Source organism: Mycobacterium hippophais (assembly GCF_027529605.1).
Classification (GTDB): Bacteria; Actinomycetota; Actinomycetes; order Mycobacteriales; family Mycobacteriaceae; genus Mycobacterium; species Mycobacterium arseniciresistens.
This window is the reverse complement of record NZ_JAPZPY010000010.1, coordinates 1-11656: the sequence shown is the minus strand read 5'-3', so window position 1 is coordinate 11656 and position 11656 is coordinate 1. Positions and strand designations below refer to the sequence as shown.

At 63.3% G+C, this 11656-nt stretch carries 12 protein-coding genes; 5 read left to right on the top strand and 7 right to left on the bottom strand.

Translation table 11 applies throughout. The features are described from left to right. The first annotated feature begins 157 nt into the window (after positions 1–157). Positions 158–862 carry a TetR/AcrR family transcriptional regulator gene (locus tag O6P37_RS19830; RefSeq protein ID WP_269895691.1) on the top strand — a complete coding sequence of 235 codons (705 nt, stop codon included), beginning with the start codon at positions 158–160 and terminating at the stop codon, positions 860–862. A gap of 238 nt (positions 863–1100) precedes the next feature. On the opposite strand, the gene O6P37_RS19825 is transcribed toward O6P37_RS19830, so the two are convergent. The 4 genes from O6P37_RS19825 to O6P37_RS19810 are packed head-to-tail and all read right to left on the bottom strand — an operon-like array spanning position 1101 to position 4974. Then, positions 1101–1967 carry an alpha/beta fold hydrolase gene (locus O6P37_RS19825; RefSeq protein WP_269895690.1) on the bottom strand — a complete coding sequence of 289 codons (867 nt, stop codon included), beginning with the start codon at positions 1965–1967 and terminating at the stop codon, positions 1101–1103. A 27-nt stretch (positions 1968–1994) separates the two neighbouring features. Beyond that, positions 1995–2828, bottom strand: coding sequence for an alpha/beta fold hydrolase (locus O6P37_RS19820; RefSeq protein WP_269895689.1), 834 nt, complete (start codon positions 2826–2828; stop codon positions 1995–1997). Between the two features lie 47 nt (positions 2829–2875). Continuing rightward, the gene (locus tag O6P37_RS19815) at positions 2876–3694 is read right to left on the bottom strand and encodes an SDR family NAD(P)-dependent oxidoreductase (protein WP_269895688.1); all 819 of its coding nucleotides are present in this window, start codon (positions 3692–3694) and stop codon (positions 2876–2878) included. Between the two features lie 32 nt (positions 3695–3726). After that, positions 3727–4974, bottom strand: a complete 1248-nt coding sequence (locus O6P37_RS19810; RefSeq protein ID WP_269895687.1) for an NADH:flavin oxidoreductase/NADH oxidase family protein — start codon at positions 4972–4974, stop codon at positions 3727–3729. 117 nt (positions 4975–5091) lie between these two features. Here O6P37_RS19810 and O6P37_RS19805 point away from each other — a divergent pair, with 117 nt between their 5' ends. Genes O6P37_RS19805 through O6P37_RS19795 form a run of 3 tightly spaced genes read left to right on the top strand, consistent with a single transcriptional unit; the run spans position 5092 to position 7459 of the window. Continuing rightward, the gene (locus O6P37_RS19805) at positions 5092–5682 is read left to right on the top strand and encodes a TetR/AcrR family transcriptional regulator (RefSeq protein ID WP_269895686.1); all 591 of its coding nucleotides are present in this window, start codon (positions 5092–5094) and stop codon (positions 5680–5682) included. A 39-nt stretch (positions 5683–5721) separates the two neighbouring features. After that, positions 5722–6723, top strand: coding sequence for an NADP-dependent oxidoreductase (locus O6P37_RS19800; RefSeq protein ID WP_269895685.1), 1002 nt, complete (start codon positions 5722–5724; stop codon positions 6721–6723). Positions 6724–6763: 40 nt separating this feature from the next. Then, on the top strand, positions 6764–7459 hold the full coding sequence (locus tag O6P37_RS19795; protein WP_269895684.1) for an SDR family oxidoreductase: 696 nt from the start codon (positions 6764–6766) through the stop codon (positions 7457–7459). Between the two features lie 189 nt (positions 7460–7648). Here O6P37_RS19795 and O6P37_RS19790 read toward each other — a convergent pair whose 3' ends face one another. Beyond that, positions 7649–8341 carry a TetR/AcrR family transcriptional regulator gene (locus O6P37_RS19790; protein ID WP_269895683.1) on the bottom strand — a complete coding sequence of 231 codons (693 nt, stop codon included), beginning with the start codon at positions 8339–8341 and terminating at the stop codon, positions 7649–7651. A 797-nt stretch (positions 8342–9138) separates the two neighbouring features. On the opposite strand from O6P37_RS19790, the gene O6P37_RS19785 reads away from it, so the two are divergent. Beyond that, positions 9139–9981, top strand: a complete 843-nt coding sequence (locus tag O6P37_RS19785) for an alpha/beta fold hydrolase (RefSeq protein ID WP_269895682.1) — start codon at positions 9139–9141, stop codon at positions 9979–9981. Between the two features lie 505 nt (positions 9982–10486). Here O6P37_RS19785 and O6P37_RS19780 read toward each other — a convergent pair. Both O6P37_RS19780 and O6P37_RS19775 read right to left on the bottom strand, forming a co-directional pair. Further along, complete coding sequence (locus tag O6P37_RS19780) at positions 10487–10741, bottom strand: DUF732 domain-containing protein (RefSeq protein WP_269895681.1); 255 nt, start codon at positions 10739–10741, stop codon at positions 10487–10489. Between the two features lie 270 nt (positions 10742–11011). Continuing rightward, positions 11012–11518, bottom strand: a complete 507-nt coding sequence (locus O6P37_RS19775) for a TetR/AcrR family transcriptional regulator (protein WP_269895680.1) — start codon at positions 11516–11518, stop codon at positions 11012–11014. Positions 11519–11656 lie beyond the last annotated feature (138 nt).

Genomic DNA, 11656 nt, shown 5'->3' with positions numbered 1-11656 from the left:
GTGATGAGGCCTGGTCCCAAGTCCCTGCGTTGCAGACCACAACCTCGCGCCAGCGGGGAAGACGGCCTCCCGGCTTGTAATCTCGAACCCACGGCGTCGATCGACGTCCCCACAGGAGGTCGGTGATACAGCGATGCCCAAACCCCTTAGGGCGGCCGTGCCGCCGAAGGCCGAGAAAACTGCGATCGTCCGACTAGATCGCGACCAGGCCGAACGCCAACTCGTCGAGGCTGCGATTGCCCTGCTGGCCGCCGACGGGCCGACCGCCATCAAAGCCCGCACTGTGGCCGAGGCCGCGGGCCTGTCCACGATGGCGGTTTACCACCACCTCGGCGGGCTGCCCGAACTGGTCCAGGCCATCGTCGATCGGGGCTTCCGCGATTTGGGCGACGCCTTCGCGTCCGCACCCGCCAGTGACGATCCGGTTTCGACCCTGTTCTCGATGGCGCTGGAGGCCCGCCGATTCGCCCAGGCCAACCCTCACCTCTACGATCTCATGTTCGGCCTGTCCACCCGAGGCAGCTATCGGCCCGTGCAACCCACCGAGTCTGAGACACGCGGTCGGGTCGACAACTTCCAGAACGCCTACGCCCATCTCGTCGATGCCTGCCAACGGCTCGTAAATAGTGGTCGAGTGCGCTCCGGACAGGACCCCGCGGCGATCGCCCCTCAGTTATGGAGTGCGGTACACGGCTTCGTCACCCTCGAACTCGGCGCACACCTCTCGCCGTTCGCTGATCCCGTCCGCCAGGTACTGCTACCCATGATGGTCAACGTGGTCGTCGGTCTGGGCGACGACCCGCAGTCATCGACCGCCTCTCACACCGCGGCACTAGACGCCGCGCACGCCGTAACGTCTTAGCCAAGGGCCAGGCCGATGTTTTCCGGGGCAACACCGACTGTCCCTATCGACTGCGAGATGGGCGCCGCGGCCGCGAGTGGTGCAGAGCCACGAGTTCAAGAAGATGCCGACTGGACTGTTCCAGCTGGGAGGGTGGACCGCGCGGCGCGAGACAGCACCACCGCACCTTCCGCGGTGGCGATGATTGTCATCGGTTGTACGCCGTCTTAGTCTCCGTACTTGCAATGCGCCGTGGGGGTCACTGATCAAGGAATTCGATTGCTGTCGAGGCGAATTCGTGGTGGTACTGGAAAATCCCGCCGTGTCCGGAGTTGGGATAGATGACCAGTTGCGATCCGGCGATGCGGCGATGCAGGTCGTCTGACAGGGCTGAGGGGACCATGCGATCGTTGTCGCCGTTGGCGATGAGTGTCGGGACGGTGATGCGGGACAGGTCCGCGGGTGTGCAGCGGCCCCAGCGTTTGATGGCTTTCAGCTGGGTTTGGAAAGCCTTGGTGCCGATTTTCAGGTCTCGGTCTTCGGTGCGTTGCTCCAGGCGTGTGACAAATGCCCGGCCTGCAGCTTTGCCGGCGTCGTCGCGGTTGAAGAACAAGAATTCCTTGGGATCACTGCGGGTCAGAGTCGCTCGCAGAATGTCGTAATAGGTGGTGCCCGCCACCTTGTCGATGTCCTTGCCCCCTGCCGGTCCGGTTCCGGTGAGGATCAGTTTGCGGACGAGTTCTGGGTGCTTGAGCACCAGCGCTTGGGCGACCATGCCGCCGAGGGAAAAGGACAGGATGTCGATGGTGTCCAGGCCGAGCGCGGTGATGAAGGCGTAGGCGTCATCGGCCATCGCCTCGACGGTGTCCGGGACGGCACCGGTCGAGGCGCCCACTCCGCGGTTGTCAAAGGCGATGACGTGGTGGTGCTGTGCGATCGGGTCGACCACCGCGGGATCCCAGTTGTCCAGGGTGGCGGCGAGGTGAACGAAGAACACCACGGGAATGCCACCGCGAGGGCCGAGTTCGCGGTAGGCGTAGGTGATGCCTCGTGCGGTGACAGAACGTGTCGGGGCGTGTCGGTAGGTCCTGACGGTGCCGTCGGAACGGCTGTGTTCGAAGGTCATGCTGGTCGTCTCCTTGTGCTTGGTGGGTTAGTCGGCGAGGAACTGCAACGCGTCGGGCACGAAGCTCTGGTGGTGCTGGAAGATGCCCCCGTGCCCGGAGTTCGGGTAGATCTTGAGTTGCGCGCCGGGAAGTCGGCGCGCCATGTCGGCGGAGTGGCTACTGGCGACCATGAGGTCATCATCGCCATTGGCGACCAGGACGGGTTGGGTGACGACGGACAGGTCGTCAGGCTTGAAGCGGCCGGCGCGCCGGATGGCTTTGATCTGGGCGATGGCGGCCTGAATCGAGATCCGCTTGTCCCTGTTATCGGTCCGTTCTTTGAGGCGGCGCAGGTAGTCGGCCGCGGCCTGCTTGCCTTCTGAGTTGCGAGGGAAGAACAGGAAGTTCCTGGGATCACTCAGAGTGAGAAGGGCTTTGAGGTAAGCGACCGCGACGATGGTGCCCATCTTGTCGATGCCGCCGCCGCCCCGGGGTCCGGACCCGGCCACGATCGCGCGGCGGACCAGTTCGGGGGCTTGCAGAAGCACCATTTGGGCGACACCGCCACCCAGGGAGAACCCGAGGAGGTCGATTTTCTGCAGACCGAGTGCGCGGATGAACGCGATGGCATCAGTGCCCATTTGTTCGACGGTCGAGGGCGCCGATCCTCCGGTGGCGCCGACCCCGCGGTTGTCGAAGGCGATCACGCGATGATGTTCGGCGATCCCGTCGATGACGCGTGGATCCCAGTCATCGAGAACCGCGGTCAGATGGTGCAGGAACACCACGGGTACCTCCGACGCCTTGCCGAGTTCGCGGTAGGTGAAGGTGGTGCCGTTGACGTCGATGGTGCGATTCGGTGCATCTTTCCAGGTGGTCATTGCCGGTCTTTCTCTGCGGGTCGAGTCAATGTGTCGGACGTGGGATGTCAGCGCGTGATCGCGCTGCGTGCGTCGAGTTCGGTCAGTGCGGCCTGGGTTCGCCGGTTGCGCGCCAACTGTGGATCCAAGGCGGGGGCGATGGGTCCGCGTAGCGCCGAGATGGGTTTCCAGCGCGCCGGCGCCATGACCCGTGGCGATCGGTGCACGAGGCCTTCGACGAGTGCTGTTGCGGCAGCCTGGGGTTGGAGCCTCTTGAGCAAGGGACTCGGCAGGGCCGCCAGCAGTTCTTCGACGAGAGGGTCGGCGTCGACGCCCTGTTTGATCATGTCGGTGTCGATCAAAGAGAAGTAGGCGATCGTGGTCGAGACGCCGTGGGATGCCAGTTCCACCCGCAGCCCGCGACCGAGTTGTTCCACGGCGGCTTTGCTCATCGCGTACGGGATGGTGCCCAGTGCGTTGAGGAACGCGAACACCGAACTGATGAGTACGTATTGGCCGCGCTGCGCGATGATCTGATCGGCGGTTGCCTGCACGGTGTTGACGACACCGTTGACGTTGACTGCCATCACCGCGTCGATCGATGTGATCGGTGTGGTGCGCAAGGTGGCGGTGCGAGGCAGGATGCCGGCGTTGGCGATTGCAATGTCGATCCGTCCGAAGCGTTCCACGGCCTCGGTGACGGCGAGGTCGAGGGTGGCCCGTTCACGTACGTCTGCGACAATCCCCATTGCCGAATGCGCGGACATGCGTTCGGCGAGTTGCGTTGTGTCGAGTTCGATGTCGACGATGACGACCTTCGCGCCACGGCGCAGTAATTCCCGCGCGGTGGCGTTGCCGATTCCACGGGAGCCGCCGGTGATCAGCACGACCTTGTCACGCAGGTCGTAGGCCACGCGGGTCATTGGATACCCCTCTTCGGGCGCAGCGTTGCCCTGCCGTTGCGGGACAGCATGGCCACCGTGGTCGCGAGCCGGCCCCGGTTGAGATCAGGGTCCAGTCCGGCGCCCAGGCGGTGCAGCTGATCGGTGTTCCAGCTGATGTTGAGCACGCCGTCGAGCGCCTTCACATCGACGAATCTGCCCAGGAAGCGGCGCATTCCGTACCGCAATTCCTGGGTGTGCAGCGCAGAGGTCCGCTCAGACAGAAGTGCCGCCGCCGCGTCTGGTGTCGTGACGGTCGGTCGAGCCAGTCCGACGACGTCGCAGTCGCCGGACTGCAGGGCATCCTCGATGGCCGCGCGGGACCGGAACCCTCCGGTTACCGCCAGTGGCACCCCCCCGGCCAATTGACGCACGGTGCGGGCATATTCCAGGAAGTAGGCCTCTCGGTCGCGAGTGCTGGCGGCGGCTGAGCCCGACATGGCCGGCGACTCATAGTTGCCGCCGCTGATCTCGATGAGGTCCAGACCTTCTCCGGCGAGAGCGGACACGACCGCGCGGGACTCGTCCTCGCTGAACCCGCCGCGCTGAAAGTCCGCCGAATTGAGCTTGACACTTACGGCGAAGCCCGGAGAGACGCGGGCGCGAATGCGGCGGACGGTCTCCAGCAGGAACCGCATCCGACGAGTCGGGTCGCCACCCCAGTCGTCGTCGCGCAGATTGGTCAGCGGGGACAGAAACTGGGTGACCAGATATCCGTGGGCGCCGTGAACCTGCACGCCGTCGAACCCGGCTGTCTCACACACCACCGCGGCCGTGGCAAACCGTTCAATGATGGCCTCGATCTCGGACGACGTCAGCGCGCGGGGTGTGGGTGAGCCGGGCAGACTCATCGCCACCGCACTCGGCGCCACCGGGGTGTGCCCCAGCGCCAGCGGGTTGGATTGACGCCCGGGATGATTGAGCTGAACCCAGATCGGCACGCCATCGTCATGGGCGGACTTGGCCCACCGGGTGAGCGCGTCGAGGTCACGGTCGTCCTCGATGACCACGTTGCCCGGCTCCCCCAACTGGGTGCGATCGACCATCACGTTGCCGGTGACCAGCAATCCGTAGCCGCCTGCACTCCACCGCCGGTACAGCCGCTCCAAGCGGGCATCCGGTGCGTGCGCCGGGTCGGCTAGCGCCTCGCTCATCGCGGCCTTCATCAGCCGGTTGGGCAGTATCTGCCCGCACGGCAGGGTCAACGGGTCAGTCGGTGACGTCATGACAGGGGGACCTCTCTGAACTTGCATCCATCATCTTACGATCATACTATTATGACCGTAAGCCAAAGTGGTAGGCTTGGCAAGAACGGGAATTCGATAGCGATGGGGAGGTCGGCAATGCCGAGATACGACGCGCAGCACAAGGCCGAAACCCGGCGCCGGATCATCGACACCGCCAGCGCACGCATCAAGCGCGACGGCATCGATGGGTCCGGCGTCGCGACGCTGATGTCGGACGCAGGCTTGACCAATGGTGCGTTCTACGCACACTTCCCCTCGAAGTCAGACCTGGTGGCGAACGTCCTGGCTGATCAGCTGCGGATTCAGCATGAACGCCTGAGTACGCTTCAACCCGGCCGACCAGCTATCGAAGAGTATGTGCGCGAATATCTTTCGCCGTATCATCGCGACCACCCCGAATCGGGGTGCCCCAACGCTGCGCTGCTCGATGAGGTCTGCCGCTGCGATGATGCCGTTCGACAGTCCTACACCGAGGGCATGCAAGCCATCGTCAACGGGATCGCTACGAATTTGTCCCCAGCAAACCCGGCCGGGGCGCGCGCAACCGCATTGGGTTTGTTCACCATCCTTATCGCCACCCTGCAACTTGCGCGCGCTGTCTCCGATCCGGCGCTGTCTGACGAAATCCTGGCCGCCGGAGTCAGCAACGCACTGACACTTGTCGATGCCGGACCCGCACAATCCTGACCACCGGTGAACCAGTAACACGAAAGAAGGCCCACCCTCATGAAGGCTCTAGTCGTCGCCCGATACGGCAAGGACGATGTCCGCGCCGCCGTCCTGCCCGAGCCACCCATCAGCGATCGGGACGTGCTCGTCAAAATGAGTGCCGCCAGCGTCAATCCGCTGGACATCATGGTCCGCAACGGCGAGTTCAAACAGTTGCTGAAGTACAAGACCCCTTTCGTTCTCGGACATGACGTTGCCGGTGTGATCACCCGGGTCGGAGCGGGTGTCCGCGGCTTCGCGGTGGGAGACGAGGTGTACGCGCGGCCACGGGACCTGCGGATCGGGACCTTCGCCGAATACATCGCCATCGACAAGGACGATGTGGCGATAAAACCGGCATCCCTGTCGCTGCACGAGGCGGCCGCGGTGCCGTTGGTCGCGCTGGCCGCCTGGCAGATCCTGGTCGAGAAGGCCAACATCCAGCCCGCGCAGAAGGTCCTGATACATGCGGGTGCCGGCGGGCTGGGCTCCACACTCATCCAGCTCGCCAAACATCTCGGCGCGCACGTCGCGACCACCGCCAGCGACGCCCGGGCCGGCCTCGTCCGCGAACTCGGCGCAGACGAGGCCATCGACTACACCACCCAGGACTTCTCGCAGGTCCTGTCCGGCTACGACCTGGTCGTGGACTCCGTGGGTGGTGAGAACCTCATGAAGTCCCTCACCGTGCTCAGACCCGGAGGTCTGGCGATCGGCGTCACCGGCCCGCCCGACGCCGGATTCGCCAAGCAACTCGGCGCACCCAAACCGTTCGAATTCGTGCTCTCGTTTCTGAGCCGAAAGGTCCGCAAGGCCGCCAAGAAACTCGGTGTGCGTTATTCGTTCTTCTTCATGCACGCCAGCGGGGCTCAGCTTCGCGAGCTTGCTGCCCTCTACGACGCCGGGCATCTGCGCCCGGTCATAGACTCGACCTTCACCTTCGACCAAACGCTGCAGGCCCTGGCCTATGTGGAGGGCGGCAAGGCCAAGGCCGGCAAGGTCGTCATCACTCTGGACTGACCGACCCCTCACCCACCATTACGACCAGCAAGGAAAGTAGATGACTTCACTAGCGAATCAGACTGTGCTCGTCACCGGAGCCAACCGCGGCATGGGCCGTGAATATGTCACCCAGCTCCTCGAGCGCGGCGCAGCCAAGGTCTACGCCGCGGCCCGCCACCCCCAGCAGATCGAGATCGACGATCCGCGCGTGACTGCACTGGCCCTCGACGTCGCCGACGCCGCATCGGTCACCGCTGCCGCCGAAGCGGCACCAGATGTCAGCATCCTGATCAACAATGCCGGCATCGCGCGTATGAACTCGGTCCTCGACCCCGACACGTCAGGACTGCGAGAACAGCTGGAAACCAACCTCTTCGGCCCGCTGGCACTGTCCTCCGCATTCGCCGACCGCATCGCGGACAATAACGGGGCAATCGTCAACGTCGCCTCCGTACTGGCATGGCTACCGGTGGGCGGCACCTACGGGGTGTCCAAAGCCGCCCTCTGGAACGCCACCGATGCCATGCGGCTCGAGCTCACCTCGCGCGGCGTGCAGGTCGTAGGCGTCTACTTCGGACTCGTCGACACCGATATGGCGTCCTTCGCCGACAGCCCCAAATCCGCCCCTGCCGACATCGTCCGCCAGGTCCTCGACGGAATCGAAACCGGCGCAGCCGAAGTCCTCGCCGACGACCTCAGCCGACAGGTGCGCGCACAGCTCGATAAGCCGGTCCTGGAACGCGCACCGAGCTGACCGCACCTCACCTGATCTGACGAGACCGCTCGCGCAAACGCACGTCGCTATTTCGCTGTCACAGAAGCCTTTCGGCAGGTGCCGCGAAACCTTACTTGTCCGGACAACTGTGGAACGTCAATATCGCACCACGAATCCAGCCGGGGGGCAGACCCTCTCGCGATACACGAACGAGCATGTTGCGCACGGTTAGCCGGCCGGTCTTGCGATTATGCCCGCGATCATATCGCGCGCGCCTTTCAAGAATTCGTCGGAGAGTTCGGGGGCGGCTTCATCGACGGCGCGTGCAATGACCATGCCGCCTACGAGCAGGATGAAGGTCTCAACGGCTCGTGCTCGCAATTCCTCCGGCGCCGGCGAACACCCCCCACCATTTTCCAAGTCGTCGCGGGTATCGCTAGGGCCGGCGCTGCTGGGTGGCTCGTTAGCTCGAGCCAATCCGGAAGTCTGCAGCGCCATTATCGTCCGTAAGTACTCTTCAACGCCATCTGCGTATTGACGCTGAGTTAGCGCGGTGTGCCGGGCGGCATCGACCGCGAGGGTGGGGGCGGGACATCCCACTGCCGGATTTTTTCGGTGATAGTCCGATAGATAACGCCGGGCAAGGTGTTCCAGCGCGTGAACTGGATCGGCGGCATCGATGTTCTGCAAGAACTCGTTGAGGCCGCGCAATTGGTGGTCGAACGCATGACGGCACGCTTCAGCGACGAGTGCTTCTTTGGAGTCGAAATGGTTGTAGAAACCGCCTCTTGTCAGACCCGCCGTCTGCATGAGCTGGTCGATGCCCACCTGGTCTGCTCCGTGTTCGCGGAACATCACGCTGGCAGCGTCGATAATTCTGCGTCGGTTGTCCTCTTTGGCCTGCTGTGTGATCCGCGGCATTGTTCGTCCCGTTCGCCAGAGTCTTCGAAGTAGATATTAAGGTGAGTTGTCATCATTAGGCAACCGGGCTCGCGGTCATCACGGTTCATCCGTCCTCCAGACGCTTTCTCGGGCAGGTCAACGAACGGAGCGGGCGACTGGCGTCGGCATGTTCGACGTCCGACGCGGGAAGGGGTAACTCTGGAGTGCGCCCGGGCTCGCCCCTTCGGATGGCTTCAGGCACTGGCCGCCGCCACGCGCCAACCCGATCGGTGCGGCCTCGTGTCACTACCACCGCGCCGAAACGGACGTGGATCATCGATCCGACACACCTCGCGGCGTTGGATTTCGCAGTGGGGGCGAGGCTACGAGGACATGCACGCCGACGAATCGCACATCCGACGCCAACGGAATCCAGCTGCCGGTTTGAGGACGTGACCCGCCTCGTCTGTGACCTAACGTCAACAATTTCGGGGTTCGAACACCGGGCCATCCGGACGGTCGCATTGCTGGTGAGAGGTCGTTCCCCGTTACGCCGAAGTCGTCACCGATAGTCCGCAAAGCTACACCGTGCTATGGACGCCTCTCGGGGGGAACCTGTTTGGGCGCGTTCTGACACAACACCCCTGCCTGTCCGGCAAGTACGAACACAGACTCCTTGGCCAGAACCCGTCGGGAACAGGGCAATTCAAGTACGAATCGGGATTTGCGGCGTGCCCGTGGACCACTCGTAAACCACAGATCGCACACGGGATTGACATTAATAATGTTAGTAGTCATTATTAAGAGGCCACACTCGGTCTAACACTAGGAAGCCAATGTCTGAAACTCACGTCACGACGCCCACGCGCTTCGTCGAAGCGGATGGTGTCAAGTACGGCTACCGGCGGTGGGGCAAGCCGGGGACCGTCCCCCTGCTCTTCATTCAGCATTTCCGCGCCGGCATGGATCACTGGGACCCACTGATCACTGACGCCGCCGCCGAGGATCGAGAAGTGATTCTGTTCAACGGCCGCGGCATCGCCAGCTCAGAAGGCGAGCCGCGAGAAACCATTGAGGAGATGGCCGACGACATCGCCGCATTCCTTCGCGCGATCAGCGTCAGTCAGGTTGATGCGTTGGGCTTCTCGATCGGAGGCATGCAGGTGCAGGAACTCGCTCTCCGCCATCCCGACCTGGTGCGCAGGTTAGTTCTCGTGGGAACTGGACCGAAGGGACTGCACCTCGGTGGGGACCCCCGAATCAAGGAGACCGCCAGCCATCCCGAACTTACCGCCGAGGACTTCCTGTTTCTCTTCTTCGGTCGCTCCGAGAAGGCGATAGAAGCCGGCCTGGCCTTCTGGGATCGGCGCCATCAACGCACCGTCGACGTAGACCCGCCTACTTCGATGGAAGTTGCTCTCCGGCAATGGCCCGCAGTGGAGGCCTACCGCGACTCGGCAGAGCAGGATAAGCCGTTCGAATACCTCAGGTCGCTGGCCATGCCAACGCTAATCCTCAACGGTGTGGACGACGTCATGATCCTCACCAGCAGCTCAGTGGACATGGCAGAGAACATCCCCGACTCACAATTGATTCTGTACCCGGATTCGGGACATGGGGCGCACTTTCAGTACCCGGAACGATTCAACGGACACCTGAAGCAGTTCCTCGACGAGTAGAAGGGCGGCGGGGCGGAATTATCAATGCGGCTCCGCCCCCGCCACCGTCCAGCGATACCGATCACGACAGCAGTTCACCATTGCAACCAAAAGCACCGCTGGCACTGCTGTCAGTCCGGTACCGGCTGCTCCGGCCTACAGGCACTGCCGTCATGACCGCCTGCTGGACATTGCAAGCCTTCACGCGAGAATCATGGACACTTCAATGCGGCGGGGTTCTGGCCGGCGTCGGCGAGCAGTTCCCCTATGGCAGTCGATTATTGCGTAACGCCCTATGATCAGTCGCGGCGCGCGCGTGGTTCTCGATTTAGATGGACCTGATCGACGATCATGATGAGGAGTGTGGCGGTAGAGCTGGGGCAGCGCCCCACGCAAGCGCCATCTTCGACCCCACCCGGCGGGACAACTCACTCACACCGCTGCTGGCTTGGGGACCGGATCGACGAGTTGATCCCCACCGCTCAACCCGTGCCGGGGGCGGTCTCCAGCGATACAAGGCCGTCGGTCACCTACCGACTGGCACATAACCAGCCGCGGAATTTCGCAATTGCCAAATTTGAGCGGGACAGAGGATGCCGACTGCGTAGGAGACGACGTAGTTGGCCGACTGTTCGTCGTTGGGGAACACGTCACGCTTGACATCACCCATCACCACGGCGTACGGGACGCCTCGGGTGACCCTGTCGCACAGTGAAAAACCGTAACCGAGCGCGTCGTTGTTCGGGAAGTCGAAATGACGGCGCACGACCACGTTGTACACGTACTCCACTTCCGGCGCCGGAACAGCCGACGCCGGAGGTGGACACGTGGACGCCACCGCAATCAGTGCGGACACAACCGCAGTACCACTGGTCAACGATCTCCGGCGCGTCACAATCCATCCCCCGCACCGACAGATGATCCGGACGCTGCGCCAACGCCTCGTAGGATCCACTTGATCGCGTCCGCAGTGCGTTGAGAAGGCTGCACCGAACTCCACACCGGCGACGACGCATCACCACTGGTCATCGCGCGCGCAGCCCCCATAGCGTCATTGACCATCAGATCCGCGAGTGACCAACAGCATTCGACCGCAACTCCACGCGGTACGCCCCTGCGCAGCGATGACGTCCACGAGCGCTTCCACGTGCGACCCGAACTCGACCGGAGTCCGGCCCTGCGCCATCAGAATCAGATGGGGTCGCGCCGTGAGCGCCTGATGCAACTGCAGACACCACGCCCAGATACTGTCCTCCCACGTGCCGTGCGGCTGAAAAACGAAACTCAACCGACTCGAATACAACCCGACGAGTTCGTCGATCATGTCCTTGCGGCTGCCGATGCGCTTGTACAACGTACGCGTGGAGATCTTGAGTTCTGCGGCCAGCCGTCGCACGGTCAGCGCTTCGATCCCCTCGCAGTCGACTAGTTCCAACGCATACTCGTAGATGAACTGCGCCGTGATCGAAGGCTGCGGCTCCAGATGCCCAGACACCGGGCGCCGTTCGCCAACCAAGGCGGCGGCGAACCGCTCGAACTCCACCTGCACAACACTCATGGCGGTCAAAGCGACACTCCCGCTGTAGAAATGGGCGATGTTGCATCATATGCGCGGTGCCGCGACCCCGTGCTTTCGAGGTCCTCGCGGATGGCCTCCTGGGCGGCCTCGGGCAGCGACCCCATGATCTCGCGCACC

Excerpts from the sequence above, each read along its gene's own strand:
- O6P37_RS19825 (WP_269895690.1), bottom strand. The coding sequence starts at position 1,967 with ATGACCTTCGAACACAGCCGTTCCGACGGCACCGTCAGGACCTACCGA.
- O6P37_RS19820 (WP_269895689.1), bottom strand. The coding sequence starts at position 2,828 with ATGACCACCTGGAAAGATGCACCGAATCGCACCATCGACGTCAACGGC.
- O6P37_RS19810 (WP_269895687.1), bottom strand. The coding sequence starts at position 4,974 with ATGACGTCACCGACTGACCCGTTGACCCTGCCGTGCGGGCAGATACTG.
- O6P37_RS19805 (WP_269895686.1), top strand. The coding sequence starts at position 5,092 with ATGCCGAGATACGACGCGCAGCACAAGGCCGAAACCCGGCGCCGGATC.
- O6P37_RS19800 (WP_269895685.1), top strand. The coding sequence starts at position 5,722 with ATGAAGGCTCTAGTCGTCGCCCGATACGGCAAGGACGATGTCCGCGCC.
- O6P37_RS19795 (WP_269895684.1), top strand. The coding sequence starts at position 6,764 with ATGACTTCACTAGCGAATCAGACTGTGCTCGTCACCGGAGCCAACCGC.
- O6P37_RS19790 (WP_269895683.1), bottom strand. The coding sequence starts at position 8,341 with ATGCCGCGGATCACACAGCAGGCCAAAGAGGACAACCGACGCAGAATT.
- O6P37_RS19785 (WP_269895682.1), top strand. The coding sequence starts at position 9,139 with ATGTCTGAAACTCACGTCACGACGCCCACGCGCTTCGTCGAAGCGGAT.
- O6P37_RS19775 (WP_269895680.1), bottom strand. The coding sequence starts at position 11,518 with ATGAGTGTTGTGCAGGTGGAGTTCGAGCGGTTCGCCGCCGCCTTGGTT.